Here is a 26,219-nt window from a genome sequence, read left to right as displayed (position 1 = left end):
AGCACGGCTGGTCTCCGGACGACCGGGCCGCTACCTCGAGCCGTTGAGGCCTGCCGCCAGCGCCTCGGCGAATGACGTGTCCGCGGCGGTCCCGCTCACCCCGAGCCGCCAGGTTCCCCCGGGAAGGTCACCGAGGGGCAACGACCGTCCGCCGGGCTGCCACAGCGGTTGCCATGCGATGGATCCGCTGGGCCGGTGGAACCACCGGTTGTCCTCGTTCCAGGCCGAGCCGGCACGGTAGGCGGCCACCAACGTGGTCGTGTCGTCGGTGGCAAGTGTCCAACTGGTGAAACCCGCGGCGTCGCCGTCCCTGTCCTGCTGGCCGGGGTCGCCGAGCCGCGGCAGGGCCGAGTCCAGGTTCCAGGCGGCTTCCCAGACCGGCGCGGTGGTCGGGCCGGCCACGTGCCAGACGAGGCTGAGGTCCGTGGTGGCCGCATCGAACCGGAACCGCCAGTCGGCGGTCACCGGTTCGTCTCCGAAGGGGATGCCGTTGAGGCTCAGGTCGGTGCCGTCGGCGGAGACGGTCACGTCCCTGGCGGCGCCCGCCACGTCTGTCGGCCCGAAGGCTCCGACCGCGAGGTAGGGCGCCGTGGAGCGCGACGACGAGTCCGTGACCGGTCGGTACTCGCCACGTCCGGCGGGGTCGGCGTCATAGGAGACCAGCCGGGCCTGAGGTGCTGTCTGCACGACGGCGCGGTAGTAGGGAGTGGTGACGACGCGGCCCTTCGTCACCACCGGCGTACGCCAGTGCAGCGGTGCCAGCCAGAGTCCGCCCTGGCCCCAGCCGGCACCGGTGACATACCAGTCGCCCGTGCCGGAGTCGTCCTTGACCACCTCGGCGGCGTGCGCGTTGATCTGCCCCGCCAACTGGTCGACGCTGAAGTGGAAGGGGTCGGCGCTGCGGTAGACGCGGGTGTCCTGGTATCCGCTCTCGCAGCACACGAAGAGGTACCACGATCCGCCGTGACGCACCACGAACGGCGATTCGGTCGGGCCGCCGAAGGTGCCGGTGGCCGGGTGTTCGAAGGCCGTCTGCCGGGCGCCCCAGTGCACCAGGTCCCTGCTGGTGCGGTAGGCGACGATGTGGTGACCGCCGGCCGGCGTGCTGTTGGCGGTGTAGTACATCACCCACTGGCTGCCCACGCGGGTGACCATCGGGTCCCGGCCGTCGAAGCCGTCGGTGAACAGGGGGTTCGCCGGGTGGCGGGTCCAGGTCTTGAGATCCTTCGACGTGGCCAGCTGCATCCGGTAGGCCGTGTGGTCCGCGGTGCCGCCCGCGTAGTACATGTAGTACGTGCCGCCGTGGAACAGGACGTACGGCGCCCAGATGTGGCTCTCGCCGGCGGCGGGGTCGGCCTCCAGCGCGAACGGCTGCTTCGTCCAGGGCCCGCGCGGAGACGGTGCCGTGGCGTGGCCGAAGAACCGCTCGTCGAGCGGGTTGGCGGGCTCAGCGTGGGTGATCGCGAAGATGTGCCACTCGCCGGTACGGCGGTCGCGCACCATGGTGTGGTCGTTGTAGTACCAGCGCTCGTTCTCGCCGACGCTGGGGTCGTAGACGGGCACGAAGTCACCGGCGCCGACCATGGTGGACCGGTTCTCGTACGGCTGGTTGTCGATCGCAGGCGGGTCGGCCGCCCAAGCCGGAACCGGTGTCGCGATCAGGCTCAGGGCGGCCGCTAGCAGCACGGACAGCCGGCCAACGCGGGACGGTAGGCGGGACATCGCTTTCCTCCAGGGCTCGATGCGGGTTTGCGGTGACGGCTTCCGGTGGCTGATTCGCCGGTCGTTCGGTGGTGCGGGCCCGCCCAGCCATCGCGGCGGGCCCGCAGCCGCGGAACTGTTACTGCTTGCCGCCGAGCTCGGTGTAGGCCTGCACAGCGTTGTCCTTGGTGATCTGCATCGTGCCGAGGGTCGTCGACTTCGGCACGTCCTTCGTGCAGTCGACCAGGATCTTCTTGGCCAGGTCGATCGCTTCGCGTCCGCCGGTCGCGTACTGGAACGTCGCCTGCAGGCGACCCTGCTCGACCGCCTTGATGCCGCCGGACGGGACCGGCAACGCGTCGATCCCGGTGAACTTGATCGCGGTCTCCTTGCCGGCGGCCTTCGCCGCCAGGTAGGCGCCCTCCGCCATCGGGTCGTTGTGCGCGTACACCGCGTCGATGTCCGGCTGGGCCTTGAGCATCGCGTCCATCACGCTCTGCCCCTTCTCCCGCAGCCACTCAGCGGTCTGGGTGGCAACGATCTCGATCTTCGGGTTGCTCGCGATGCCGTCTCGGAAGCCCTGGGCGCGCTCGGCGGCCGGGGTGGAGCCGGGCAGGCCGGAGATCTCGACGACCTTGCCGCCCTGCGGCAGCAGCGTCTTGGCGTAGTACTCGCCCGCCGCCTTGCCGATCGCCACGTTGTCGCCGCCGATGAACGCGGTGTACGCGTCACCCTCGACCTTGCGGTCGAGCACGATGACCGGGATGCCCTGGTCGTACGCCTTCTTCACCACGCCGGTGAGCGGCTTCGCCTCGTTCGGCGAGATGATCAGCAGGTTGATCTGCTGGGAGAGGAAGTTCTCCACGTCGGCGACCTGCTTGCTGTTGTCCTGGGCCGCGTCCGAGACGACGACACGGAACCCGGGCACGGCCTTCGCCGCGGTGGTCACGTCGTCGTTCATGACCTGCCGGTACGGCTCGGCGTTGTTGGCCTGCGACATGCCGATCAGGAACTCCTTGCCGCTGCCGCACTGGGAGGAGGCGTCGGTGCCACCGTCGCCGCCGTCCTTCTCGACGCTGCATCCCGTGGTGACCGCGAGCGCGGCCAGTGTGAGGATCGTGATGGCTCTTCGGGCGTAGCGCATGTTTCCTCCATGGTGGTGGTGGGTCAGGCGATGCGGGGACGAAGCCTCTGCAACGCGGCGGCAGCGACGATGACCAGTCCCTTGACGACCAGCTGCACGTTCGCGTCGATGTTGTTGAGGGCGAGGATGTTGTTCAGGATCCCGAGCAGCAGGGCGCCGGCGATCGTGCCGCCCATGGATCCACTGCCACCGGCGAGACTCGTCCCGCCGATGACCACGGCCGCGATCGCGTCCAGTTCGTAGCCGGCACCGTCGTTCGGGCTGCCCTGGTTGAGCTGACCGGCGTGGATGATCCCGGCCAGCGCGGCGAGCAGGCCGGAGATCGCGAAGACGGTGACCCGGACGCGCCGTACGGGCACGCCGGAGAGCCGGGCGGCCTTTTCGTTGCCGCCGATGGCGTAGACGTGTCGCGCGAAGGCGGTGCTGCGCAGCACGAGGAGCGCGCCGACGCCGATGGCGAGGAAGAGCAGGGCCGGCACCGGTAGTACCCCGTTGATCGAGCCGCTCAGCAGCGAGAACGTCTCGGGCGCCTCCTGCGGCCCGTCGCCGTAGGCGATCGGGATGCCCAGCCCGCCCGACCACATCCGGGCGATGCCCCGGGCCGCTTGCAGGCCGGCCAGGGTGACGATGAAGGACTGGATCCCGAGGCGGGCGACGATCGCGCCCTGGGTGGCCCCGAACGCGGTGCCGATGAAGAGCACGATCAGGACCGTCGGCACGATGCCCAGGCCGCTGTCGACCATCAGGGTGGCCGACCCGACCGCGGCGAGCCCGAGCACCGCCCCGACGGAGAGGTCGATGCCGCCGATCAGGATGACGAACGTCATGCCGACGGCGATGATGCCGATCTCCGAGACCGCCCGGACGATGTTGGCGAGGTTTCCGGAGCTGAGGAAGACGTTCTCGCCGTTGCGGGACGGCGACACGGCGATCGCGATGAGGAAGACAGCGACGAGCCCGAACAGGCTCTGGAATCGGAAGAAGTTGTCGACGATCGCCTGCCGGTCGTTCGGCAGTCGGATCGCCCGGCGGCGGGGCGGTGTCTCCGGCGGCGATTCGGCGAGGCTGGTGGGGTTGGGCGGATTCATCGAGACTCCTTGACGTCGTCCCCGTTGGCCGCGGCGAGGATGGCTTGTTGGGTGGCGGAGGCGCGGGGCAGCACGGCAACCGTGCGACCGCGGTGCAGGACGACCACCCGGTCACAGAGGCTCAGCAGCTCCGGCAGCTCCGACGAGGCGAGCAGGATCGCCATGCCGGAGTCGGCGAGCCGGTGCAGCAGGTGGTAGATCTCGGCCTTGGCGCCGATGTCCACCCCTCGGGTCGGCTCGTCGAGCAGGAGCAGTCGCGGACGCATCAGCAGTTGCTTGGCGAACACGATCTTCTGCTGGTTTCCGCCGGAGAGGGTGGCCACGGCGATCGACGGTGACGCCGCCTTCACCGCCAGGGTGGTGAGCTGTGCGGCGACCGTTCGGCGCAGCAGCGGGCGGCGTACCAGCCCGAGTGTGGTCAGCGACGACAGCGCGGAGAGCACGACGTTGTCCGCCACGGAGTGCTCCAGCATCAGCCCCGCGCCGCGCCGGTCCTCGGGCACGAACGCCACCCCGTGCGCCAGTGCCGCCCGGGGCCCACCCGGGCGGTACGGTCGGTCGCCGATCAGCACCTGGCCGGTGTGCCGGCCGGAGCCGCCCGCGCCGAACAACGTCTCCAGCAGTTCGGTACGCCCGGCGCCCATCAACCCGGCGAGGCCGACGATCTCTCCGGAGCGCACCGTGAGGTCCACGCCGGCCGGCTCGGTCCGCCCGGGTACCGGCCGGCGGGGCGTCACGGCGAACCCTCGTACGTCGAGCAGCACGTCACCGGGTTCGTTGCGGCCCTCGCCGAAGAGCGCGTCGACCGACCGACCGACCATGAGCTGGATGATGTCGTCGCGGGAGGCGACCCGTGGGTCGACGGTGCCGGCGACGCTGCCGTTGCGCAGCACGGTGACCCGGTCCGCGATGACCTCGATCTCCGCCATCCGGTGCGAGATGTAGACGATGCCGACTCCGGCTCGGCGCAGCTCGGCGATCGTCGCGAAGAGCCGTTCGACCTCGGCGTCGGCCAGTGCCGCGGTCGGTTCGTCCATGATCAGGACTCGCGCGCGCAGCGACAGGGCCCGGCCGATCTCGACCAGCTGTTGCTCGCCGACGCGCAGTGACCCCACGAGCCGGCGCGGGTCCAGGTCGGCGCCGAGTGTCCGCAGGTGCGCCGCGGCCTGCCGGCGCATCTCCCGGATGTCGACGGTACCCAGGCGGGTGCGCGGCTCCCGCCCGAGGAACATGTTCTCCGCGATGGACAGCCCGGCCACCAGGTCCAGCTCCTGGTGGATGGTCGCGATACCAGCGCGTTGCGCATCGGCCGGGCCGCCGAAGCTCACCGGCTCCCCGTCCACCTCGATCGTCCCGTCGTACTCGGTGATCACACCGGAGAGAACGTTGATCAGCGTGGATTTGCCGGCTCCGTTCTCGCCGAGCAGCGCGTGCACCTCACCGGCGGTGACGGTGAGGTCGATGTCGCGGCAGGCGTGCACGCCGCCGAACCGCTTGCCGATGCCGGTCATCCGGACCAGCGGCCGATCTGTCATGCGGCACCTCGTGGCTCGTCTGCGGGATCTGGGTTGGACGGAGTCGGAGACCCGTGCTCTGGGCCTCCGACTCCGACCGGTCACGAGGTTAGGCGAGCCTCGATGTAGTCGAGGCCGGCCAGGTAGCCGCTCGACGCGGCGGCCTTGCCGGTCACCGTGAGGGTGAGCGTGTGCCGGCCCGCGGTCAGCTCCCGCTGGCCGTAGTCCAGCGGGTCGCTGACGATCACCCCCGGCGAGTGGTACGCGTCGAACGCCTCGCCGATCCCGGTGCCGTCGATCGCCACCGTGTTGGTGCCGTAGTCCCCCGCCAGCGTCTGCACCAGCCGCAGCTGGTAGGTGCCGGTCGTGGGCACCTCGAACGCCACCGTCACACTCCGGTTCGGCGCGTTTGGTCGGAACCACAGCTGTGCGCTCCGCGACCATTGGATGCCGCAGCAGTCGCCCTGCACCTCCGCCGGTGCGTCGGCGGAGACCGCGGGCAGCAGCGATTCGGCTTCGATCCGCAGCGTGTCGCCGGTGGCGGCCGACGCTGGCGCCGAGTAGGCGCCGAGGTTGCCCGCGGCGTCCACCGCGCGTACCCGGTAGTACCAGGTCTCACGAAGGCCCAGACCGCTGTGCTCGAAGCTCGGCCGTGTCGTGGTGCCCACCTCGTTGTCCGGTCCGGGCGTGAACCCGGCCTTCCGCGAGGCGAACACCTGGTAGCTCGGCGCGTACACGTCGTCGGAGGCCAGCCGCCAGGCCAGCGCCACCGCGTTGGTGGTGGCGCTGGTGGCCGTGAGCCCGGTGACCTGGCTGGGCCTGGTCCTGTCGACGAAGGGGGTGACCTCGCTCAGCACCGCGTACCGTGCCGCGGACCAGGTCGGGGCGCCGGCGGTCGGCCTCAACGTGACGGTCACCGTCGACCTGTCGCGGGTGAGCGCGGGTGGCAGTCGGAACTCGTCCTCCAACCAGCGGTGGGAACCGTTGGCCAGCGGCTGCGACCAGGTGCCGGCGTCCCGCCCGTCGACCTGCACGGCCACCGACTGGTACCCGGTGGACTGGTCCCCCACCCGGCGCAGGACGGCACCGGTGTTGTCCCGGTCCAGGGCCACCCGGAACCGGATCGGCGTGGCCGAGGCGCGGGTGTCGTCGGTGACCGGCCGGGGTGCGCCGTCGTCGCCCTCGAAGGTCGCGGTGAGGACTTGGCGCTCGCCGCCGGAGGAGTACGCGTGCGCCGACTCGCTGCCGGCGTCGCCGACGTCGACGGTGTCGGTCCAGCGCTGAGCGACGGTGTCCTGCCCGTACCAGTAGGCGGTCGAGCCGTACCGGGCTGGATCCTGGTCGCCCGGACCGTGCTCGATGCCGAAACGCAGGTCGGTCGCGAATGACACCGCCTCGGCGAGCATCAGCCGGTACGCGCCGGTGCAGTCGTACTGGCAGCCGTAGTCGCTGACCTCGTGGGCCGGGTTGCCGTTGGTGGGCGCCGAGAACGTGCCGTGGTTGAAGTACCAGCCGCTCTCGTAGAAGTCCTCGGTCCCGGTGCCGTGGATGCTCGGGCTCTGCGCGCCGTCCACGTAGACCCGCTCATCGCCCTCGAGGTAGTTGCGTTGGTTGCCCGCGGGGATGTGCCCCTCCACGGTGTGCGTGACACCGACGAACTTTCCACGGCCGGCGACGTCGAGGAAGGCGTGGTCGGCGCCGGGGGTGGTGTCGGCGCTCGTCGCGGTGGCCCGGAAGTGTCCCGCCGTGCCGGTTGGGCGCAGTGCCGGCGCCCAGTGCGCGGAGCGTGCGGTGGTCACGGAGGCCGCCGACGTTGTGATCGGCACGCTGGATCCGTTGCGCAACTCGATGCTGAACCGTGACCGGTAGGGCATCGGCCACCAGGCCGACAACGTCGCGGTCGCCGGATCGACACCGAACATCAGCGATCGCACCGGGTGCAGCCCGAGGCCGGTGCCGAAGAACTCGCCGAGTGGCGCGTCCACGGTGGTCTCGCCGTCGAAGGTGATGCGCAGCCGGCTGTCCCGCAGCACCGCGTCGGAGGCCGCGACGGCCGCCTTGCGGTCGGCGTCCGCCGGGTAGCTCATGGTGTTGCTGCCCTGCCAGGTCTGGGTGGTGATCCGGTAGCTGTGGGCGGCCTCGGCGTCGGTGTGGGACGGGCCGAGGTCGAGGGTGTCGGTCCGCTTGGCGGTGCCGGCGACGAGGCTGTCGACCCAGTAGGTGAACTCGTTGACGTCCAGGTCTGAGGAGATGAACTGGTTCCGGATGGTGATCGTGGACTTGCCGGCCGTGGCACTCGCCGGAAGGTCGACGGTCTGGTCGAGCCAGGTGCCGAAGGGCACCGGGTCATTGGCCGGCCACTCGGCGACCGGCACGCCATCCACGACGACCTGCGCCCGCTGGTGCCCGATGTGCGGGTCCAGCCGGCGGGTCAGCCGTACTCCGGCGTTCGCCGGGTCGACGGCCACCCGGAATTCGCTGCCGCCGCCGGAGCCGTAGGCGCGCCCGTCATCGGCGACCGGCGTCGGCGGCCCGACGAGTTGCGGGATCCGCAGCTGCAACGCGCTGATCGCGCCGGGGCCGACGCCGCTGGCGAGGGTCACCGCGCCCTTGGCGGGGACGCTGAACTGCCGGTCGGCGGTGGTCGCGCCGGGCTCCGGGCGCTTGGGGTCGCGGGTCCCGGCGGCCTTGAGCTGGTCGATGACGTCCAACGCGCGGTCCGACGGGTCGAAGGTGCGCACCCCGTCGGCGGTGGTGAACCTGCGGTAGGTGACGTGGTAGAAGATCGGGTTCTTCTCGGTCGTCACCCGCATCGAGCTGCGGTAGGTCATGGGCGCCTTGATGTAGACACCGCCGGAGCTCTGCGCCGCGTTGCCGACGACCGGGTAGACGAAGGGCGCGCCGAGCTTGCCGTCCACGACGTCCTGGAGCTTGGCGTCGAGCACGGTCACACCGTCGAGCACGACCTTGATGGTGCCGGTGGCGGAGACGTTGCCCTCGTCGCGGGTGAACCAGATCGAGTCGATCTCACCGGCGCCGGCAGCCTCGGCGAGGACGCAGCCCTCGGCGCCGGTGCGCAGGCACGAGTACTGGCCGGAGAAGCCGTCGTCGTTGCCGCCACCGCGGTCGAAACTCGAGAACTGGTAGGCCCGTGGTCCGTCGGGAAGTTCGGCGAGGCGGTCGAGCCTGCGGTAGACGTCCCATCCGGTGGGACCGTTGTCGGAGGGGCTGTGCGCCGCAGCCGAGGCCGGCACGGCTGGGCCGACCAGGGCGGTTCCGGCGACCAGCGCCGCGGTGAACGCGGCGCGCAGCAGGCGGCGAGCGGAGGTACGCGGTGCGGGGGTGGTGGGTGTCATGAATCGCCTTCCACGTCGGTGGGTGGGGCGGATCGCGGTGCAGTGGAGCAAGGAATCGATTTCTCACTGCAACAGCGATCAGGGTAGGCACGCCTCCACGCGACGGTCAATCCTCGATCGGTGTCGACGGCCGATGCTGTTGACAGCGACCCAACCTGCTTTTATCGTCCTCGCTCAGACGAGCAAACGATTTCTTCGATCGTGCGAGCACGCCACAGCACCACGTGGCGCACGGGCGTATTCTCGTTGCGGTGAGTCGAGGTGGTGGTGGATCGCGGTGACACCCTGCGGCTCAGCGTCAACCCGTGACCGTCGCAGACCCCCGTAGGATGCCGGGTTCCGGCACCGGAGCGCGCTCGGCGGACGCGCCGAAGCACCGCGGCGGACCAGTCGAGCGAATGGAGGCGGATGGAGGCGCATGGCGACGATCTATGACGTGGCACGGCAGGCTCAGGTTTCACCCGCGACGGTATCGCGGGTGCTGAACGGACGGACCACGGTCGATCCAGTCATGGCGGCGCGGGTGCAGCAGGCGATGCGGGAGCTCGACTACCGCCCCAACGCCGTCGCCCGCAACCTGCGCCTGAGCCAGACCAGCCTCTGGGCGGTCATCATCTCCGACATTGGAAACCCCTTCTTCACCTCGATGGTGCGAGGGGTCGAAGACGTCGCGCAGGGCGCCGGCTACTCCGTGGTCCTGTGCAACAGCGACGAGGACCCGGAGAAGGAGTCCCGGTACATCGCCGCCGCTCTGGCCGAGCGGATGGCGGGTGTCATCATCTCCACGTCGGGCCGACCGACCGTCATCAACCGGCTCGTCGAGGCGCGCATCCCGGTCGTGGCGATCGACCGTCAACTGCGTGGCGTCAGCATCGACACGGTACTCGTCGACAACGTGCACGGGGCCGAGCTGGCGACCACCCACCTTCTCGACAACGGCTACCAGCGGGTCGCCTGTATCACCGGTCCACGCCGGATCTCCACCGCCGCGCAGCGACTCCGCGGCTACCAGCGGGCGTTGCGGTCGCACGAGCGGGAGGCGACCGACAACCTGGTGCGGTACGCGGACTTCCGCGAGGAGGGTGGCTATCGGGCCATGGCCTCGCTGCTCGACAGTGACAACCCGCCCGACAGCGTCTTCGCGACGAACAACCTGATGACCGTCGGCGCGGTCGAGTGTCTCGTCGACCGCGGGGTCAAGGTGCCGGCCGAGTTCGGGGTGGTCGGGTTCGACGACATCCCCTGGGCCCACCTGGTCAGACCATCGCTGAGCACCGTCTCCCAGCCGACATACGACCTGGGGCGGGCGGCCGGGGTGCTGCTCACCGAACGGATCGCCAACCCGGCGCGACCGCCGTCGACCGTCACCCTCAGCACAGGCCTCCAGGTACGCGAGAGCTCCAGCCGCCCGAGGTGACGGAGCGGGTGGCCAGCCGCCCGCGGTGGAGGCGGAGAGCCTGCCCCCACTGGCCCGTCAGGCTCCCCGCCCGTCATCCACCGGGCTCCGTTCCCTCGCCGTCACTCAGGTGACGCGCCCGCCGTCAGAGGTTGACCTCACCGCACAGGTGCACCCGGACGCCGAGTTCGGCGAACATGGCCGCCTTCACCCGCAGCGCCTTGTCGGCGGTCGCCGCATCCGGCGCGTAGGCGACGTTGACGTGGTTGGCCTTGTGCCGCGCCATCAACTGGTCCCGGTCGACCCCGTGCAGGACGGCGTGCATGATCGGCCACTGCGGGGTGGTGGCGTCCAACCGGCGCTGGGTCTCCTCGGCCGGCAGCTCGACGACGGTGCCGCGGCCCAGGTCCACGTGCAGCGCGCCGTCCATGATGAACACCCGGGACCAGACGATCTCCCCCGGCTTCGACACCCCGCTCAGGGTGCCCCCACCCAACGGGAAGAACATCGGCGGCTGGCGCATGCTGTACGACCTGTCGTAGCCACCGTTGTGTGACGCCGGCACCGAGCCGGAGATTTCGAACACCCAGACGAAGTCGTCGCCGTACCGCTCGCCCCACCGGATGTCGTGCAGCGTCGTCGCCGGGTCGAGACCCATCGCCGTCCAGATCCGGTTGGTGACGAGCGAGTCGACCGCCACCCCCTCGTCGACCTCGTTGAAGTGCGGCAACGGCGCCCCCGGGTACAGTTCGCGGCTCCCGTCGCGGCTGAGCACCGGCGGCCGCTGGACGTTGTTCAGCAGGCCCTCGGCGAGGTCGCTCGCCGGGACGGTGTCCTTCAGGCCCTGCTGGTACTGGATGCCCACCGCGTCCAGGCCGTAGTCGTCGGAGATGCGCAGGGCGGCGACGTACATCTTGAACTGGCTGAGCAGCTGCGCCTCGGTCAGCTCGCTGGCCTCGTCGGTGCCCACGTGAAAGGTCATCCCGGCGTCGTCCAGCCACCGGCGGACCGCTCGGGCCTCCTCGTCGGGTACCCGCGCCATCTCAGCGACCAGGGCGCTCTGCGACAGCCGCTCCTTGTAGATGCCAAGCGGATTGATCAACTCGTCGTCGAAGATGGCGTTGTACATCCCCATGCACCCCTCGTCGAAGACGCCGATGATCGCCTTCTCGGTCGCGAGCTGGACGGCCAGCGACCGGCCCAGCGCGACCTCCGGGTCGCCGGACAGGGCGGGCAGGTCGCGTACGTGGCTGGTGTCGTGGCGCAGCTCGCCGGTCTCGAGCCAGGTCCGCAGCCCGTCGACCGCCCACTCGTCGGTGAAGTCCCGGCTCCACAACGCGGAGTGCCGGACGCCGGCCTTGGTGAGGCTCGCGGTGAGGTTGAGCAGACCGACCAGGCCGGGGAACTCGCCGCTCCAGTTCGCCACGATGAGGATCGGCCCGCGGTGGCTGCGCAGCCCGGCCAGGACGTGGTGGCTGTACTGCCAGACGGCCTCGACCACGATCAGTGGCGCGTCGGCGGGGATCCGCTTGAAGACCTCGATGCCCGCGCGCTGGCTGTCGATGAAGCCGTGTCCCTTGCCCGCGTCGACGCCGTGCCCGCGCTCGACCTTCCAGCCGAGCGCGTTGACCGCTGCGGTGAGGTCCGCCTCCAATTTCTGCTGGGTGGGCCAGCAGGTGACGTTCGCGCTGAGCCGGAGATCGCCGCTGGCAACCGTGTAGACCGTGCCGGGTGCCGCCGACGGCGGGTTGGCGGGCACGGGCAGCGTGTAACTAGTCATGGGGCGACTCCTCTTGTGCGTTGCTCTTCGCTGGCGTCCGTCCGAGCGGCGGCCAGGAAACGGACCTGACGTGCGGCGAGCGCGTGAGCGACCCGCTTGGAACTCGTGTAAAGCTCGCGATACAGCCCGTACAGCTCGTGGTAGTCGGCGACGAACTCGGCCCGTGGCTCGCAAACCTCCGTGACGGGATTCCACGCCTCGATCGAGACGGTCCACCCCGTCTGCGCGGCCAGGAACGCCGCGCCGTAACTGGCTCCGATGGTCTGCGCGGGGATCACCTGGGCGCGTCCGATGACGTCGGAGACGATCTGCGTCCAGAGCCCACCCCGGGTGCCCCCGCCGACCGCGACGACGCGCCGGATGTCACCGCCGCTCGCCTCGATGGTCTCGATGTTGTGGCGTACGCCGAGGCCGGTCGCCTCCAGCGCGGCTCGGTAGAGGTCACCGCGGTCGTGCGAGACGGTGAGGCCGGCGAGGATGCCCCGGGCCTGCGGATCCAGGATCGGCGTACGTTCGCCGGCGAAGTACGGCAGCATGAGCAGCCCTCGGGCGCCCGGACCCGAGGCCTCGGCGAGGCGGAGCAGGTCGGGATAGTCCGGCGAGCCGAACAGCTCGCGCAGCCACGCCGTGATCGCCCCGGACGTCGCCAGGCCACCGGCGAGATTGCGGGTCCCGGGCAGGGCGCCAACGGTCCCCCACAGCGCCGGGTCGGTGACCCGGGCCGCGACCGTGTGCACCAGGAACATGGTCGTGCCGTACATCAGCATGAGGTCGCCGACGCCCTGAGCGCCGACGCTGATCGCCTCCGACCAGGCGTCGATGGTTCCGGTGATCACGGGGACGCCCGGCGGCAGTCCGGTCATCGCCGCCGCTTCCGCCGTCACCCGGCCTGCCACATCGCCGGGCCAGCGCAGTGGAGGCAGGATCAACCCGGGGGCGATCTCGGCGGCCCACGGGTGGTACCAGTCGTGGCCGTCGGTGTCGTACAGCGGCGTGCACTGGCTCGCCGAGTGGTGGTCCAGCACGTACTCGTCGGTGAGCTTGACGGCGAGCCATGAGCTGGGCATGAACAGCCGACGGGCGCGGCGGAAGAGGTCCGGTTCGTGGTCGGCCACCCAGGCCACCTTCGCGCCCGCCGCCTGACTGGACAGCGCAGAGCCGCACCGACGCAGGATCTCGTCCGCGCCGAACCGCTCGTTGAGCCGGTCGATCTGCTCGGTCGCGCGGGTGTCGACGCCGTACAGGATCGCCGGGCGGAGCGGGACGTTCGCGGCGTCGGTGAGCAGTACGCACGGGCCCATGCCGCTCACCCCGACCGCGACGACCTCGGCGTCGCCGGGTGCCAGCAGGTCGCCGCTGAGCGAGACGAACTCCTGCCACCAGACGTCGGCGTCCATCTCGACCCACCCGGGCCGTGGCCGGCTCACCTCGTGCGTCCGGATGGACGACCGCAGGACCCGGCCATCGATGTCGACGAGCACGCCCTTGCTGCTCGATGTGCCGATGTCCACGCCGAGGACAGCCGCGACCTTCATGGCGCCACTGTTCCAGCAATCGATTTCCGAATCAAGGCCGAGCCGCTCACGTATCTCTCCGGCCACCGGCGCCAGGCCGAACCTTCGTCGACCCACACCCGGTCCACGGAACGGGCTTCGAGCAGGCTCAGCGAGAAATCGTTAACCGATCAGCAGGCCGTGCCGGTGCGGTTCACACCCGAGCTTCGGCGGGTTGCGGAGGTGCGTCGAGCGGCAGGTCACGCAGCCGGCGGATCGGGGTCGACAGGTAGATGATCGGGGACAGCACGGTGAGCCCACCGAAGATCAGCAGAGTGGTGCGGGCACCGATCGGCCCGGCCAGGGCGCCGGCGAGCAGGCTGCCGAGCGGGATGGCGCCCCAGGAGACGAACTTGACCGTGGCGATCACCCGCGACAGGAGCTCCGGCGGACTGGCGAGCATCCGGTAGGTGCGGGTGGTCACGCTGAGCACCACCGAGGAACCGGCGAAGATGAGGTTGCCGGCGGCGAAGGCGAGGTAGGCGGCGGTGCCTGTGCCCAGCGGGATGATGAGTGCGCCGGCCACGCCGACGAAGGCCGCGACGATCAGGCCGCGTGCGGTGCCGACCCGATCGGTGAACCGGGTGGTGAGCGCGGCGCCGATTAGCGTGCCGAGGCCGTCGGCGGCGAGCAGCAGCCCGACCATGAGCGGCGACGCGTGCAGCTCGCGCACCAGGTAGTACGGGAAGAGGGCCAGCATCGCGCCGCAGACGAAGTTCGTCGCGGTGGCGTCCCACATGGCCGGCCCGATGATCGGGTGTCGGAGTACGAAGTGCCAGCCCTCGCGGATCATCGTGACCATCGGTGGCCGCTCGGCCGGTCGCTGCACCCGCCGGGCCGGGAGGGTGCGCAGCAGCACGGCGGAGACCAGATAGCTGACGGCGTCCACGAACAGCGTCGGCACCGCACCCAGCAGTTGCACCGCGAGTCCGCCCAGGGACGGCCCGCCCAGCTGGGTGGCGGCGTGCGTACCGGAGTTGAGGCTGTTGCGCGCCTGCAGCTGCGCGGCGGGCACGATCTCCGGCAGGAAGGTCTGGTTCGCCACGTCGAACAGCACGTTGGCGAAGCTCACGACCAGGGCGACCGCGATCAGCTGGGCGACCGTCAGTGCCTCGAACCACCAGGCCAGGGGGACGGACGCGATCGCGAGGGCCCGGATCAGATCCAGGGAGACCTGCATGCCGCGCAGTGGCACGCGCTGAACGATCACCCCCGCCGGCAGGCTGATCAACAGGTACGCGAGATAGCCGGCCGCCGTGATCAGACCCATTTCGAGCGCCGACGCGTCCAGCACGGTCAGTGCGGTCAGCGGCAGGGCCACCGCGCCGACTGCCGAGCCGAGGTGACTGGTGGTGCCGGCGACCCACCAACGCCAGAAGACAGTAAGTCTCATAATGGAACTGACTATAGTGGTGGGTGGGGAAGGAGTCGACCTCACCGATGCGGACTCGACTCGTCACGGCCGGTGTCGTGCACGAGGCCGCCGGGCAGCACGACGTCAGCCGCGCAGTCGCACGTGATAAACCGGGTGACGTCGGTGGTCATCCCGCGATAATGACCAAGGTGAATAAGGTCGAGGTCGTCGTCGCCCTATCACGAGCGCGCGACCCTGCGCGTCGGCGACGTGTTCCTGAAGATCGACGCTGACCAGATGCGCACCGATGTCGAGGTCGAGGCGATGGTTATGGCGCCGATCCCGACTCCGGAGGTCCTGTGGCGGAAGCCGCCCGTGCTCGCGCTCGCCGCCCTCCCAGGCACGGCACTCGGCCGCCTCGGCGAGCCGTCGATCGCGTCGACGGCGGCCTGGGCCGCGGCGGGTGCCGCCGCACGGATGCTGCACGACGCGCCGCTGCCGCCATGGCCCGGCCGGAGCCTCGACGAGATCGCATCGCACCTCGACGGCGAATGCGAGTGGCTCGTTAGGAACGACGTCCTTCCCACCGACGTGGTCACGCGCAACCGACGGTTGCCGAGGCGGCGCTCCGGCCGTGGACACCGGTGTTCACGCACGGCTACCTGCAGGTGGCCCATGTGTTCGTCGATGTTGACGAGATCACCGGCGTGGTCGACTGGTCCGAGGCGGGCCAGGGGCGATGCCCTGTACGACCTCGCCAGCTTGACGCTTGGACACGAGGACCACCTTGGCGACGTCGTCGCTGGCTACGGCACCGACGTCGACCTCGACGTGATCCGCGCGTGGTGGTCGTTGCGAAGCCTGCTGGCGGTCCGTTGGCTGGTCGAGCACGGCTTCGACCCGTGGCCCGAGGTCGCGGTACTGAGATCCCGGCTGTGAGGCTGCACGACCTCAGCTGAGGACCAGCGACCGTCAGCCGCTCACCCCCCGGACCGCCTCGATGATGGTCTCGGCGACCTCGCTCGGCCGGGACACCGCCATCGCGTGCGAGCCCCCAGCGACCTCACGCTGGCCCTGCGGGGCGGCCCGTTCGGCCATGAACCGATGCGCGGCGACCGGGATGTTCATGTCGGCGTCCCCGAACACGAACCAGCTGGGCAGCGATCGCCAGGCGGGATCGCCGGAGAGCGTGTCACTCAAGGCCTGTTCGGTGATCGGCCGCTGGGTCCGGGCCATCAGCGCGGCAAGGTCGGTCGGCACGTCCGCGGCGAACTGCGCATGGTAGGCGTCCTGGCCGATCGCCACCTCGTTGCCACCGGTCGGCACCGGGTACTGCACCAGCGTGTCGGCGAGCGTGCTGCCGGGGAACTTCCCGGACAGCGACAGCGCCGACTCGCCGGTGTCCGGGCACAAGGCATTGACGTACACGAGGGCCCGCACCGACGTTTCGTCAGCCGCGGCCTGCGTGATCACCATGCCACCGTACGAATGGCCGACGAGGACGACCGGGCCGCCGATCCCCCGCATCACGTCCCGCACGTACGCGGCGTCGCCTGCGACGCCCCGCAGCGGATTGGCGGCGGCCACCACGTCGTACGCGGCGCCCAGCCGCTCGATCACACCGTTCCAGCTCGCCGACTCGGCGAACGCGCCGTGCACGAGGACGACGGTGGTCTGCGGATCGGGCATGACACGCACTCCCTCACTCCGTGACGCTGTTCACCCGCCGGCCGCGCCGGTACGCCCGAATACCCGTTACGCGAGGGTGAAACATTCCGCCCCTATCGCTGCTCGTCCGAGGGCTGCTCCTTCGTCAGGTGAAGCAGCCACCCCTCGCCCGTACGGATTAGCGCGTACCGTCGGCGGCCGGCGCGGCCGTGCAACGTGAACAGCAGTCGACGCTCGGTGCGGTCGTGCTCTTCCCACGTACCGATGTCGGCGATCGACTTGTCAGCGTCCTCGTAGGTGAGGTGGTCGAGGTGGTGGTCGGCCACCGCGATCGCGAGCCGGTTGTCGCTGGGATTGTCCGGCAGGCCGCGGGGAACCGCCCAGGAACGCAGCACACCGCCCTCTTCGAGCCGCAGGTCGAAGTGCGGTCGTGGCTTGCGGTGGTGGTGCAGCACGAAGGCGAGTGACACTCCTCCGATTGTCGGCGCCCGCCCACCCTCTCGCTACCGCGGCGGACGACGGACACGATCAGGGGACCCGTTCCGCCCGCCGCCGCACCGATTGGCCGGTTCGGCACCGAGCAGGGCGAGCGCGGTCGCGCCCACGACGGCGCCGCGGCGGGACGAGGGCTCGGTTCACCGTCAGCGGCCGTATGTCTCCAGCAGCCGCAGCCAAACCTCGCTGACGGTCGGATACGCGGGGACCGCGTGCCACAGTCGGTCCAGCGGGACCTCGCCGACGATGGCGATCGTCGCGGCGTGGATCAGTTCCGCGACGTCCGGGCCGACGAGGGTGAAGCCGACGATCACCTTCCGGTCCTCGTCGACGACCATGCGGGCGTGGCCCTTGTAGCCGTCGGCCTGGAGGGAAGATCCGGCAACGGCGCCCAGGTCGTAGTCCACAACCCGGATCCGCAGTCCGGCCGTCGCGGCCGCGGCCGCGGTCAGCCCCACCGACGCGATCTCCGGGTCGGTGAAGACCACCTGCGGCACCGCACGCACGTCGGCCGTGGCCGCGTGCCGGCCCCACCGGCCGTCCTCGACCTTCTCACTCTTCGCCCGGGCCACGATCACGTCGCCCACCGCGCGCGCCTGATACTTGCCCTGATGGGTCAGCAGCACCCGCCGGTTCACGTCACCGGCGGCGTACAGCCACTCCCCACCGCCGGCGACGCGCAGGGTGTCGTCGACCGGCAGCCAGCCACCCGGCGCCAGTCCGACGCTGTCGAGGCCGATGTCCTGGGTGTTCGGCGTACGGCCGATCGCCACCAGTACCTCGTCGGCCTCGACCCGCTCGCCGTCGGCGGTCTCGATGTGGACGGTTCCGCTATTGTCGCGGTTGACGGAAACGGCCTCCGCGCCGAGACGTATCGACACACCGGTTGCCTGCAACGACTTCGTCACCAGCTCACCGGCGAACGGCTCCACCAGCGGCAGCACACCGTCACGGGCCAGCAGCGTCACCGCGGATCCCAGCGCGGAGTACGCGGTTGCCATCTCGGTCGCCACCACGCCGCCACCGATGATGGCGAGGCGGCGGGGAACCGACCCGGCCGAGGCGGAATCGCGGCTGGTCCACGGCGCCGCCGCTCGCAGACCCGGGATATCCGGCAGCAACGCACTGCTCCCCGTCGCGACGACCACCGCATGCCGCGCGGTCAACCTCGTCGTGACACCGTCGTCACCGGTCACCTCGACGACCCGGGCGCCGCTGATCCGCCCCTGGCCGCGGTACAACGCGATCCCGGCCGACTCCAGCCACGACACCTGCCCGTCGTCCTTCCAGTGCGACACGAAGGAGTCCCGGCGATTCAGCACCGCCGCCACGTCGAGGTCACCAGTCACCGCCTCGCGGGCACCCGGCACCTGCCGCGCCGCCCGCAACGCGGACGCGCTACGCAGCAACGCCTTGGTCGGCATGCACGCCCAGTACGAGCACTCCCCGCCGACCAACTCCCGCTCGACGATCGCGGCGGTCAGACCGCCCTGCACCACCCGGTCGGCGACGTTCTCCCCGACCGGGCCGGCGCCAATCACGACGACGTCGTACTCCGTGGTGGTCATGTCAGTTGGCCTTCGCGCTGCGGCCGAGGCGGAAGGCGGCGATGAGGAAGAAGATGGCGCCGGGGATGGCGTAACCAGCCGCGTTGGTCAGCGACGGGTTGTCCACGGAAGCACCGGCGATGAAGGACCCACCGGCCAGCACCGAGATGCCTCCGCTGATGATCATCGGCCACTGCCCGCCCATCTTGCGACGAGTGACACCCACGATCAGCTGAACCAGCCCGGCCACGACCGCCCAGGCACCCCACACCCGCAGCACCGCCGGAATGCCGGACGCGCTGGCGACGCCCACGCCAACGGCGGCGACCAGGCTGACCGCGATGTTCACGTACAGCAGGGCCGGCGAGCTGGTGGCCCGCGACGAGCGAAGGTCGTAGATGGCGGCGCCCACGTCGAACAGCGGGTAGAGCACGAAAAGCACCACCGTGAGCGGACTGATCTCCTTGGCGGTCGCGATCGTCACGAGTGCCCACACGATGGCGAACGCGAAGCGGGTGAAGTACAGCCGCCGCAGTGCGGAGGCGGTCTGGGAGATAGCGGGCGAAGCAGCGATGGTGGTCACGGCGACCCTTCCAGTGGAGGCGTGGGGATATCGGGCGTTCTGTCACGTTCAGCATTGGCGACTCACACCGCGCGTCGTCAAGACCGAACGTTCTGTCTAGCCCAGCATCTCAGCCTCGCCGCGCGATGTCAAGACCGAACGTTCTCCCCCAGGCTGCGGAAGGCCTCAGGCCTGCCGGTTCGAGTCCACGGCCTGAACCTCGGGGGCGGCTGAGCGAGCGAGTCGGCGACGGTGTCAGGCTCGGCGAGGTCGTCGACGCAGCCGCCCAGCCAGCGGCGCGCGGAGTGCACCGCGGAGGCCGTTCACGCATGTCAGACCGAACGTTCTATCGCTAAGGTGGTGGTATGACCCGCATCGGACCCGACACCAGGCCCTCTGAGGCGCGACTCCGGCTCCTCACCACGGCAACCCGGATCTTCTACGCCGAGGGCATCCACTCCGTCGGCGTTGACCGGATCATCGCCGAGGCAAAGGTGACCCGGGCCACCTTTTACCGGCACTTCCCCAGCAAGGAAGACCTTATTCTCGCCTACCTGCGGGAAGTCCATCAGATGGATCGCGCCGCGGTCGACGCGGCCATCGCCGCCAACCCGTCGCCGGTCGACCCCCTCCTGGCCATCGCCAACTCCATCACTCAGGGCATCCAGTCCCCCGGGTTCCGGGGATGCGCCTTCCTGAACGCCGCAGCGGAGTATCCCGACACCGACCATCCCGTGCGCCAGGAGATCATCGCCCACCGCCAATGGTTCCTGGACACGCTCACCACACTGATGGCGCAGGTCCACGAGGAAACGGCGGACCCTGCCGCGCGCCACTTCGTCATGCTCCGCGACGGCGCCATGGCAGCCGGCTGCCTGTTCGACCCCGCGTTGGTGTCCGAGACCTTCCTCCGCGGAGTCGAAGGACTCCTCCGGATCAATGCCGAGCGCCACGGATCCCCCCGCTAGCACCACGACAGCGTGCGCGGACGTCGCGGCGGCAGGTTCCAGGGCTGCTCCGCATCCTCGACGACACCATGCCGATCAGCGTCCACGACGGACGCCTCGACCTGCTGGCCTACAACGCCGCCGCCGCTGACTTGCTCGGACAACTCTCGGCCTCCGGGCGGTATCGGCGCAACATCGTCTATCAGTGCGTGGCGGTCGGCCGTCAAGCGCCTGCACCACCCGACCCGCGGGTGGCTGACCTTCGACACCGAGGTTCTCCACGATCCCGAACGAGATCACGGGATCATGCTCTACACACCACGCGACACGTTGGCCACCACGATTGGGCGGTGATGAGCGAGCGGCAGGTCTCAGGCCGGCCGCAGGCAGAAGGGATGTCCGGTACCCGCGGGTGTGTCGCTGGCGGGGATCGCCGGGCGTAGGGAGCGCCACCGCGGGTACGAGCCGGGCGTGGCTGTGATCAGTGACTACGCACTTCTCGGCGACTGTCAGGGCGCGGCATTGGTCTCCTCGGACGGGTCCGTGGACTGGTGGTGCCCGCCCCGGTTCGACGCGCCGAGCATCTTCGCGCGTCTGCTCGGCTCTGCCGGCGGCTTCTGGTCGATCCGACCGCTCGGGCCGTACACAACCTCCCGTCACTACCTTGATGGGACGATGGTGCTCCGCACGGAGTTCCACACTCAGAGCGGCGTGCTGCGGTTGACCGACGCCCTCAGCCTCGGTGCCGGGGAACGCGGTCACCGGATCGGCTACACGTCCCCGCACGTCCTGTTACGGCAGGTCGAGGTCGTCGCCGGCGCAGTGGAGGTGGCGATCGAGGTCGCGGCCCGACCCGAGTACGGACTGGTCAGTCCCACGGTTGCCGAAACTCCGGTGGGGATAGAGATATCCGGAGGTGGCGACCGCTTGGTCCTGGCCACTGATCGTGATCTTGCCGTCGATGGTTCGCTGGTGACCGGGCGATTCACTCTCGCAGCGGGCGACAGCGCCGTGTTCGCGCTGCACCACCGCCGGGCCGCCGACCCGCTGACCGTGCCGATCGACGGGCGCGCCGCGCTGCGGGACACCGTCGCCGCCTGGCAGTCCTGGGACCACCTCCACCAGGACTACCAGGGAGCCTATCGGGAGCAGGTCCGGCGCAGCGCCCTGGTCCTTCAGGCGTTGACCTACCAGCCGACCGGTGCGGTGATCGCGGCAGCCACCACCTCGCTGCCGGAAGAGGTCGGCGGCGCGGCGAACTGGGACTACCGGTTCGGCTGGCTCCGCGACGGCAGCTTCACCCTCAAGGCGCTGTGGGTCGCGGCCTGTCCCGACGAGGCACACCGCTTCTTCGACTGGATGGCCGCCTCCATGGGGTCGGTGGACGCGGAGGACCACGTGCCGATCATGTTCGGCGCGGGTGGCGAGCGGGACCTGACCGAACACACCCTGGAGCACCTGGAGGGTTACCAGGGCAGCCGACCGGTGCGGATCGGCAACGACGCCTGGCAGCAGAAGCAACTCGACGTCCTCGGCGAGATCCTGGAGTGCGCCTGGGTCCTGCGGAACGAACTCGCGGATCTGTCGCCCGCCGCCTCGGGCCTGCTGCGATCACTGGCCGACCGGGCCGCCGACAGTTGGCGGGAGCGCGACGCCGGCATCTGGGAAGGGCGCGAGGGCGAGCGGCACTACCTGACGTCGAAGGTGATGTGCTGGGTAGCCCTGGACCGGGCCATCAAGCTGGCGCAGGCCATGGACGCGGAGGCGCACGTCCCGCGGTGGTCGCAGGCCATGAAGCAGCTCCGCGCGGCGATCCTCACCGAAGGCTGGAGCGCCGAGGCCCGGACGTTCACCGGCGCGTTCGGGTCCGACCACCTCGACGTCGGGGTGCTCGTCATGTCGACCGTCGGGTTTCTCCCCGGCGACGACGACCGGGTCCTCGCCACCATGGACGCCATCAGGCGGGAACTGGGAGTGGGGCGGGACGGCCTCTTGCAGCGCTGGACGGGGTCGGGGTTGGAGGGCGCCTTCATCATCTGCTCGTACGTGCTTGTGGAGGCTCTGGCCCTGGCCGGGCAGGTCGACGAAGCCAAACGAATCTTCGAGAGCGTCACCGCCCGGGCAAACGATCTTGGTCTGCTGTCGGAGGAGATCGACCACCGCGACGGCAACCTGATCGGGAACTTTCCCCAGGCGCTGTCCCACATCGGTCTCATCAACGCCGCCTGGGTCATCGATCAAGTCCAATCCGGCAGCAAACCGTAAGGCGGACGGCCGCGCCACCTCCCGTTCGCTTAGGGCCGCGGCACGCGGGTAAGCGCGCCGATGTGACAGCCACGGAGGGAGCGTGCTGATGACCGGACGCCTGACCGGCAGGACTGCCCTGATCACCGGCTCCGACTCGGGGATCGGGCAGGCCACCGCTATCGAATTCGGCCGCGAGGGCGCCGACGTGGTGGTGCACTACCTGCACGACCACGCGGGCGCGAACCACACGAAGGCCGAGATCGAGAGGACCGGCCAACGGGCTGTCGTGGTGCAGGGCGACATCAGCGTCGAGCACCAGGTGGAGGCGATGTTCGACGAGGCCCTCGCGGAATTCAGCAGGCTGGACATCCTGATGAACGACGCGGGCGTGGACGCCTCCGGCATCCCGGTGGCCGACCTGGACACCGCGACCTGGGACCGGGCCATCCGCACCAACCTGTACGGGATGTTCTTCTGCTGCCGGCGGTTCATCCAGCACCGTCGCGACCAGGGCGGACACGGAAAGATCATCAACATCACCTCCGTGCATCAGGAGGTGGCCCGGGCCGGCGGCTCCGACTACGACGCCAGCAAGGGCGGCATGCTGGAGTTGGCCAAGAGCATCGCCCTGGAGGTCGCCCCGATGCACATGAACGTCAACAACATCGGACCCGGCATGGTGCTCACCCCGTTCAACCAGCAGGCGATCGACGACCCGAAGTTCCTGGAAGAGCAGGTGCAGTCCATCACGTGGAAGCGGGCCGCGCAGCCGGAGGAGATCGCCAAGCTCGCCGTCTTCCTGGCCAGCGACGACGCCGACTACGTCACCGGCTCGACGTACTTCATGGATGGTGGGCTGATGCAGAACCAGGGACAGGGCGCGTAGGCCCCTCGAAGGAACACCACAAGAACGGCCTGGCCAAGAAACGGTCAGCCGGTCCTGGTGGCGAAGGGGCTACCGTCGCCGAACGCGAGCCGCGCGAAGTTTTCAGCGATGCGGCGATGCCCAGCAGGGTCGGGGTGGACCTCGTCGGGTAGCGGGATTTCGGCATAGTCCGCCTCGCCGTACAGGTCGCGTCCGTCGAGGTAGTGCAGGCTCGGGTCGTCGGCCGCGCGCTGTTCGACGATCCGGGCGAGTTCGGCACGGATGACGTTGAGCGTCAGCCGGCCGGCGGTGCGCTCGGCTGGATCGCCCATAGCCTTGAACCGCAGGGTCCCGCCCCCCGCGCGGTCGTCTCCACGTCGACGAAGCCGCGCAGGAGGTCCGCGGTCACCGGGGTGATCCAGGCATGTTCAGTGGTCATTACCTCAAGCCTCTCGACCGAAATCTCGGCTTCATCGCCGCGCCGCGCGGCGAACATCTCGCGGCGGTGCGGCCGTTGTCGGGTCAGGGGGTGCTGCGGTTGCGTAACAGCGCGTCGAGCGAATCCACGACCCATTCCCAGGATTCCTGAGCACCGGGGGCGCTGTGTTCGAAACCACCGGCCAGCTCCAGGCTGACGTACCCGTGGAAGACGCTGCCCAGCATCCGGACCGCATGCGTCGCATCCGGCTCCTCCAATTCGTAGCCCCGCAGGATCGCCCGGGCCATCTGCGCGTGCCGGACGCCGGCGCTGGCGGCCGCCGTTTCCGGACCGAGCCGGAGCCGGGCCGCGGCCTAGCGGCCCGGGTGCTCCCTGGCGTAGTCGCGGTAGGCGTCAGCGAACGCGGCTAACGCGTCCCTGCCGGCACGACCGGCGACGGCGTCGGCGACGCGGTCGGCGAGTTCCTCAAGCGCGAACAGCGCGATGCGGATCTTGAGATCATGTGAGTTCTTCAGGTGCGCGTACAAGCTCGGGACCTTGACGTCGAACCACCGGGCGAGCGCCGAAAGGAGGCGACCGGACGGGCAACCATCGAGGCCTGACGATGCTACTTTCGATAGTCATCGATTCCGCTTCGCACGCCGTGTCTTTCGACGGCCAGCATCGACAACCTACCGACGGGGAGATCATGACGAGCCGCAACCAAACACGCCGTACGATCTGGTCACGCGTCATTCCCGCAGCCTTCGCGCTGGGCTCGCTGGTCGCGTCCACGATGACCGGGCCGGTGCCCCGCGCCGCGGCCGCGATCTCCAGCACCGGCCCCGCCAATCCGGTTGTCACATGGGACATCAATGCTCAGACGGCGATCTGGGACGTCGCGGCTCAGCAACCGAACGAGCAGGTGCGGAGCTTCGCGATGGTGAGCGGAGCCGTCTACGACGCGCTGAACGCGATCGCCGGCACCCCGTACCAGCCGCACCTTGCCGCACCGCCGTCGAACGGGACCGAGTCGGTGGACGCTGCCGTCGCCGCCGCCGCCCACGACGTACTCGCCGCTCTCTTCCCCGATCAGCAGGAGCGGCTTCGGGCACAGTACGACACGGCTCTCGCCGTGATTCCCGACGGACGGTCGAAGCAGCGCGGCATCACGATCGGGGCACGAGCCGCGGACACGATGGTCACCGCACGGCAGGACGACGGCGCGTTCGGGGACCAGCAGTGGAGGAACGGGACAGGGCCCGGCCAGTGGCGACCCACGCCGCCACTGTTCTTTTCCCAGGGCGCATGGACCGGACACATGCGGCCGTTCCTCATCCCCCGTACGTCGATGTTCCGCACACCCGAGCCGCCACGACTGACCAGCAGCGCGTACACCCGCGACCTCAACGAGGTGAAGGAAGTCGGCTCGGGGACGAGCACGGTGCGCACCCGGGACCAGACGGAGGCCGCGATCTGGTGGCACGACCGGCGTTCAGGCTCCTGGGAGATCAAGCGCCAGCTCGCCACCACCCAGCAGCTGGACCCCCTGCAGACCGCGCGTTTCTTCGCGATGACCGACCTCATCGTGGCCGACTCAGGAGTGGCGTGCTTCAGCCAGAAGGACTTTTGGAGCTACTGGCGTCCGGTCACGGCGATCCAACTGGCCGACACGGACGGCAACCCGAGGACGACCGCCGATCCAGGCTGGCAGCCGTTGCTCGTCACGCCTCCCTTCCCCGAGTACCCCTCCGGCCACGCCTGCGGCACCGGTGCGCGGATGTCGCTGTACCGGCACTTCTTCGGCCGAGACGACATCACGTTCAGCGGATCCAGCGTCGACTCCGGCACCACCAGGGAATTCAACAGCTTCTCGCAAGCGCTCAACGAACTCATCGGCGCGCGCGTCTGGGGCGGCGTCCACTTCCGCACCGCTGACGTCGAGGGGGCGAAACTCGGTGAGAAGGTCTACCGCTACGCGGTCCGGCACTACTTCCGCCCCCTGAGGTAGCCCGTCGCCGCCACGAATCCGCACATGTCGCCGGTACCGGCGCCCAGACTCGCGCCGGACGCCGGTACCGGTCAGGCCCGGCGGAGGTGGCGGGACAGGAACGCGTCGCCGGTCAGCAGCGCTCGCCGGTCTCCTTCTGCGCCACGTCGGAGATTCCGCCGAGGGCCCGGGTGCACTCCGCCAGCGTGTTGGCACCCGAGGACCAGACGTCCGGGCCACTCGAGCACTGCAGGTCGCGCAGCGTGCGCCCGGTCACGATCGAGGTGCAGACCTGGTACGAGCCGTGGGTCGCCCGGTACTGCTGCCACACGTACGTGTATGCGTAGTTCTTGCCGCAGCCCTTGTACTGCTTGACCGATGCGGCGGTCTGCCCGCCGACGGTGACGTACGCCGTCGCGCCGATCTGCACCGAGCCCGCGCAGTGCGGGTTGGTCTCGGCGTAGGCGGGTCCGGAGACCGCCAGCGCCGCGGGCACAGCCAGCCCGGCGGCCGCGAGGATGCGCACGCCACGTCGGGAAAGGCTCTTCATCGGTGACCTCCTTCAATGCACCGGGACCGTCGCGCCCGGTGTCG

The 26,219-nt window shown here is 69.8% G+C and carries 23 protein-coding genes and 1 pseudogene; 7 read left to right on the top strand and 17 right to left on the bottom strand.

The window, feature by feature from the left end; translation table 11 throughout:
• Nucleotides 1-30: 30 nt before the first annotated feature.
• From ACWD6N_RS10405 to ACWD6N_RS10385, 5 genes are all read right to left on the bottom strand, one after another.
• On the bottom strand, nucleotides 31-1,722 hold the full coding sequence (locus ACWD6N_RS10405) for a glycoside hydrolase family protein (RefSeq protein WP_387329086.1): 1,692 nt from the start codon (nucleotides 1,720-1,722) through the stop codon (nucleotides 31-33).
• Between the two features lie 118 nt (nucleotides 1,723-1,840).
• Nucleotides 1,841-2,845: a substrate-binding domain-containing protein gene (locus ACWD6N_RS10400; protein WP_354965812.1), complete on the bottom strand. Its 1,005-nt coding sequence runs from the start codon at nucleotides 2,843-2,845 to the stop codon at nucleotides 1,841-1,843.
• 23 nt (nucleotides 2,846-2,868) lie between these two features.
• Nucleotides 2,869-3,933, bottom strand: coding sequence for an ABC transporter permease (locus ACWD6N_RS10395; RefSeq protein WP_387329081.1), 1,065 nt, complete (start codon nucleotides 3,931-3,933; stop codon nucleotides 2,869-2,871).
• Nucleotides 3,930-5,468 (bottom strand): sugar ABC transporter ATP-binding protein, encoded by a 1,539-nt coding sequence (locus ACWD6N_RS10390; RefSeq protein WP_354965814.1) that lies wholly within the window; start codon nucleotides 5,466-5,468, stop codon nucleotides 3,930-3,932. Before ACWD6N_RS10390 ends, ACWD6N_RS10395 begins: the two co-directional genes overlap by 4 nt.
• Before the next feature lie 80 nt (nucleotides 5,469-5,548).
• A complete protein-coding gene (locus ACWD6N_RS10385; RefSeq protein WP_450004672.1) occupies nucleotides 5,549-8,803 on the bottom strand; it encodes a DUF2961 domain-containing protein in 3,255 nt (1,084 codons plus the stop codon).
• A 418-nt stretch (nucleotides 8,804-9,221) separates the two neighbouring features.
• Here ACWD6N_RS10385 and ACWD6N_RS10380 point away from each other — a divergent pair, with 418 nt between their 5' ends.
• Nucleotides 9,222-10,220 carry a LacI family DNA-binding transcriptional regulator gene (locus ACWD6N_RS10380; RefSeq protein WP_387329075.1) on the top strand — a complete coding sequence of 333 codons (999 nt, stop codon included), beginning with the start codon at nucleotides 9,222-9,224 and terminating at the stop codon, nucleotides 10,218-10,220.
• A gap of 124 nt (nucleotides 10,221-10,344) precedes the next feature.
• Here the strand turns inward: ACWD6N_RS10380 and ACWD6N_RS10375 are convergent, their stop codons facing one another.
• The 3 genes from ACWD6N_RS10375 to ACWD6N_RS10365 all read right to left on the bottom strand — a co-directional run bounded on the left by ACWD6N_RS10375 (nucleotide 10,345) and on the right by ACWD6N_RS10365 (nucleotide 14,925).
• On the bottom strand, nucleotides 10,345-11,979 hold the full coding sequence (locus tag ACWD6N_RS10375; protein WP_354965817.1) for a fucose isomerase: 1,635 nt from the start codon (nucleotides 11,977-11,979) through the stop codon (nucleotides 10,345-10,347).
• Entirely contained in the window at nucleotides 11,976-13,514 is a 1,539-nt protein-coding gene (locus ACWD6N_RS10370; protein ID WP_387329072.1) for an FGGY-family carbohydrate kinase, read from the bottom strand. The genes ACWD6N_RS10375 and ACWD6N_RS10370 overlap by 4 nt, the downstream gene beginning before the upstream one ends.
• A gap of 172 nt (nucleotides 13,515-13,686) precedes the next feature.
• The gene (locus ACWD6N_RS10365; protein WP_354965819.1) at nucleotides 13,687-14,925 is read right to left on the bottom strand and encodes an MFS transporter; all 1,239 of its coding nucleotides are present in this window, start codon (nucleotides 14,923-14,925) and stop codon (nucleotides 13,687-13,689) included.
• A 723-nt stretch (nucleotides 14,926-15,648) separates the two neighbouring features.
• Between ACWD6N_RS10365 and ACWD6N_RS10360 the strand changes: the two genes are divergently transcribed.
• On the top strand, nucleotides 15,649-15,825 hold the full coding sequence (locus ACWD6N_RS10360) for a hypothetical protein (protein ID WP_354965820.1): 177 nt from the start codon (nucleotides 15,649-15,651) through the stop codon (nucleotides 15,823-15,825).
• A 33-nt stretch (nucleotides 15,826-15,858) separates the two neighbouring features.
• Here ACWD6N_RS10360 and ACWD6N_RS10355 read toward each other — a convergent pair whose 3' ends face one another.
• The 4 genes from ACWD6N_RS10355 to ACWD6N_RS10340 form a co-directional block, all read right to left on the bottom strand.
• Complete coding sequence (locus ACWD6N_RS10355) at nucleotides 15,859-16,575, bottom strand: alpha/beta fold hydrolase (protein WP_354965821.1); 717 nt, start codon at nucleotides 16,573-16,575, stop codon at nucleotides 15,859-15,861.
• 92 nt (nucleotides 16,576-16,667) lie between these two features.
• Entirely contained in the window at nucleotides 16,668-17,024 is a 357-nt protein-coding gene (locus ACWD6N_RS10350) for a DNA polymerase ligase N-terminal domain-containing protein (RefSeq protein ID WP_354965822.1), read from the bottom strand.
• Nucleotides 17,025-17,195: 171 nt separating this feature from the next.
• Nucleotides 17,196-18,617, bottom strand: a complete 1,422-nt coding sequence (locus tag ACWD6N_RS10345; protein ID WP_354965823.1) for a dihydrolipoyl dehydrogenase family protein — start codon at nucleotides 18,615-18,617, stop codon at nucleotides 17,196-17,198.
• A gap of 1 nt (nucleotide 18,618) precedes the next feature.
• The gene (locus tag ACWD6N_RS10340) at nucleotides 18,619-19,179 is read right to left on the bottom strand and encodes a hypothetical protein (RefSeq protein ID WP_354965824.1); all 561 of its coding nucleotides are present in this window, start codon (nucleotides 19,177-19,179) and stop codon (nucleotides 18,619-18,621) included.
• A gap of 344 nt (nucleotides 19,180-19,523) precedes the next feature.
• On the opposite strand from ACWD6N_RS10340, the gene ACWD6N_RS10335 reads away from it, so the two are divergent.
• From ACWD6N_RS10335 to ACWD6N_RS10320, 4 genes are all read left to right on the top strand, one after another.
• Nucleotides 19,524-20,126, top strand: a complete 603-nt coding sequence (locus ACWD6N_RS10335) for a TetR/AcrR family transcriptional regulator (protein ID WP_354965825.1) — start codon at nucleotides 19,524-19,526, stop codon at nucleotides 20,124-20,126.
• Entirely contained in the window at nucleotides 20,030-20,548 is a 519-nt protein-coding gene (locus tag ACWD6N_RS10330) for an MmyB family transcriptional regulator (RefSeq protein ID WP_387329138.1), read from the top strand. Before ACWD6N_RS10335 ends, ACWD6N_RS10330 begins: the two co-directional genes overlap by 97 nt.
• Nucleotides 20,549-20,576: 28 nt before the next feature.
• Nucleotides 20,577-22,370: a glycoside hydrolase family 15 protein gene (locus tag ACWD6N_RS10325; RefSeq protein ID WP_387329065.1), complete on the top strand. Its 1,794-nt coding sequence runs from the start codon at nucleotides 20,577-20,579 to the stop codon at nucleotides 22,368-22,370.
• A gap of 88 nt (nucleotides 22,371-22,458) precedes the next feature.
• Nucleotides 22,459-23,238, top strand: a complete 780-nt coding sequence (locus ACWD6N_RS10320) for an SDR family oxidoreductase (protein WP_450004671.1) — start codon at nucleotides 22,459-22,461, stop codon at nucleotides 23,236-23,238.
• Between the two features lie 44 nt (nucleotides 23,239-23,282).
• Here the strand turns inward: ACWD6N_RS10320 and ACWD6N_RS10315 are convergent, their stop codons facing one another.
• From ACWD6N_RS10315 to ACWD6N_RS10300, 4 genes and pseudogenes are all read right to left on the bottom strand, one after another.
• Nucleotides 23,283-23,549 (bottom strand): SGNH/GDSL hydrolase family protein, encoded by a 267-nt coding sequence (locus tag ACWD6N_RS10315; RefSeq protein ID WP_387329059.1) that lies wholly within the window; start codon nucleotides 23,547-23,549, stop codon nucleotides 23,283-23,285.
• Nucleotides 23,513-23,713, bottom strand: a complete 201-nt coding sequence (locus ACWD6N_RS10310) for a hypothetical protein (RefSeq protein ID WP_387329056.1) — start codon at nucleotides 23,711-23,713, stop codon at nucleotides 23,513-23,515. Before ACWD6N_RS10310 ends, ACWD6N_RS10315 begins: the two co-directional genes overlap by 37 nt.
• Nucleotides 23,714-23,739: 26 nt before the next feature.
• Nucleotides 23,740-23,967, bottom strand: a pseudogene (locus ACWD6N_RS10305) (TetR-like C-terminal domain-containing protein); the annotation flags it as partial.
• Between the two features lie 42 nt (nucleotides 23,968-24,009).
• Entirely contained in the window at nucleotides 24,010-24,183 is a 174-nt protein-coding gene (locus tag ACWD6N_RS10300; protein ID WP_387329054.1) for a hypothetical protein, read from the bottom strand.
• A gap of 161 nt (nucleotides 24,184-24,344) precedes the next feature.
• Here ACWD6N_RS10300 and ACWD6N_RS10295 point away from each other — a divergent pair, with 161 nt between their 5' ends.
• A complete protein-coding gene (locus ACWD6N_RS10295) occupies nucleotides 24,345-25,646 on the top strand; it encodes a vanadium-dependent haloperoxidase (protein WP_387329051.1) in 1,302 nt (433 codons plus the stop codon).
• A gap of 112 nt (nucleotides 25,647-25,758) precedes the next feature.
• Here ACWD6N_RS10295 and ACWD6N_RS10290 read toward each other — a convergent pair whose 3' ends face one another.
• Entirely contained in the window at nucleotides 25,759-26,175 is a 417-nt protein-coding gene (locus tag ACWD6N_RS10290; RefSeq protein WP_387329048.1) for a hypothetical protein, read from the bottom strand.
• Between the last annotated feature and the right edge of the window lie 44 nt (nucleotides 26,176-26,219).

The sequence above is a fragment of the Micromonospora sp. NPDC005163 genome (assembly GCF_053599835.1).
This window is presented reverse-complemented; position numbering and strand designations above follow the sequence as displayed.

Excerpts from the sequence above, each read along its gene's own strand:
- ACWD6N_RS10365 (WP_354965819.1), bottom strand. The coding sequence starts at position 14,925 with ATGAGACTTACTGTCTTCTGGCGTTGGTGGGTCGCCGGCACCACCAGT.
- ACWD6N_RS10290 (WP_387329048.1), bottom strand. The coding sequence starts at position 26,175 with ATGAAGAGCCTTTCCCGACGTGGCGTGCGCATCCTCGCGGCCGCCGGG.
- ACWD6N_RS10395 (WP_387329081.1), bottom strand. The coding sequence starts at position 3,933 with ATGAATCCGCCCAACCCCACCAGCCTCGCCGAATCGCCGCCGGAGACA.
- ACWD6N_RS10320 (WP_450004671.1), top strand. The coding sequence starts at position 22,459 with ATGACCGGACGCCTGACCGGCAGGACTGCCCTGATCACCGGCTCCGAC.
- ACWD6N_RS10345 (WP_354965823.1), bottom strand. The coding sequence starts at position 18,617 with ATGACCACCACGGAGTACGACGTCGTCGTGATTGGCGCCGGCCCGGTC.
- ACWD6N_RS10370 (WP_387329072.1), bottom strand. The coding sequence starts at position 13,514 with ATGAAGGTCGCGGCTGTCCTCGGCGTGGACATCGGCACATCGAGCAGC.
- ACWD6N_RS10310 (WP_387329056.1), bottom strand. The coding sequence starts at position 23,713 with ATGTTCGCCGCGCGGCGCGGCGATGAAGCCGAGATTTCGGTCGAGAGG.
- ACWD6N_RS10380 (WP_387329075.1), top strand. The coding sequence starts at position 9,222 with ATGGCGACGATCTATGACGTGGCACGGCAGGCTCAGGTTTCACCCGCG.
- ACWD6N_RS10405 (WP_387329086.1), bottom strand. The coding sequence starts at position 1,722 with ATGTCCCGCCTACCGTCCCGCGTTGGCCGGCTGTCCGTGCTGCTAGCG.
- ACWD6N_RS10375 (WP_354965817.1), bottom strand. The coding sequence starts at position 11,979 with ATGACTAGTTACACGCTGCCCGTGCCCGCCAACCCGCCGTCGGCGGCA.
- ACWD6N_RS10390 (WP_354965814.1), bottom strand. The coding sequence starts at position 5,468 with ATGACAGATCGGCCGCTGGTCCGGATGACCGGCATCGGCAAGCGGTTC.
- ACWD6N_RS10295 (WP_387329051.1), top strand. The coding sequence starts at position 24,345 with ATGACGAGCCGCAACCAAACACGCCGTACGATCTGGTCACGCGTCATT.
- ACWD6N_RS10385 (WP_450004672.1), bottom strand. The coding sequence starts at position 8,803 with ATGACACCCACCACCCCCGCACCGCGTACCTCCGCTCGCCGCCTGCTG.
- ACWD6N_RS10400 (WP_354965812.1), bottom strand. The coding sequence starts at position 2,845 with ATGCGCTACGCCCGAAGAGCCATCACGATCCTCACACTGGCCGCGCTC.
- ACWD6N_RS10335 (WP_354965825.1), top strand. The coding sequence starts at position 19,524 with ATGACCCGCATCGGACCCGACACCAGGCCCTCTGAGGCGCGACTCCGG.
- ACWD6N_RS10355 (WP_354965821.1), bottom strand. The coding sequence starts at position 16,575 with ATGCCCGATCCGCAGACCACCGTCGTCCTCGTGCACGGCGCGTTCGCC.
- ACWD6N_RS10315 (WP_387329059.1), bottom strand. The coding sequence starts at position 23,549 with ATGGGCGATCCAGCCGAGCGCACCGCCGGCCGGCTGACGCTCAACGTC.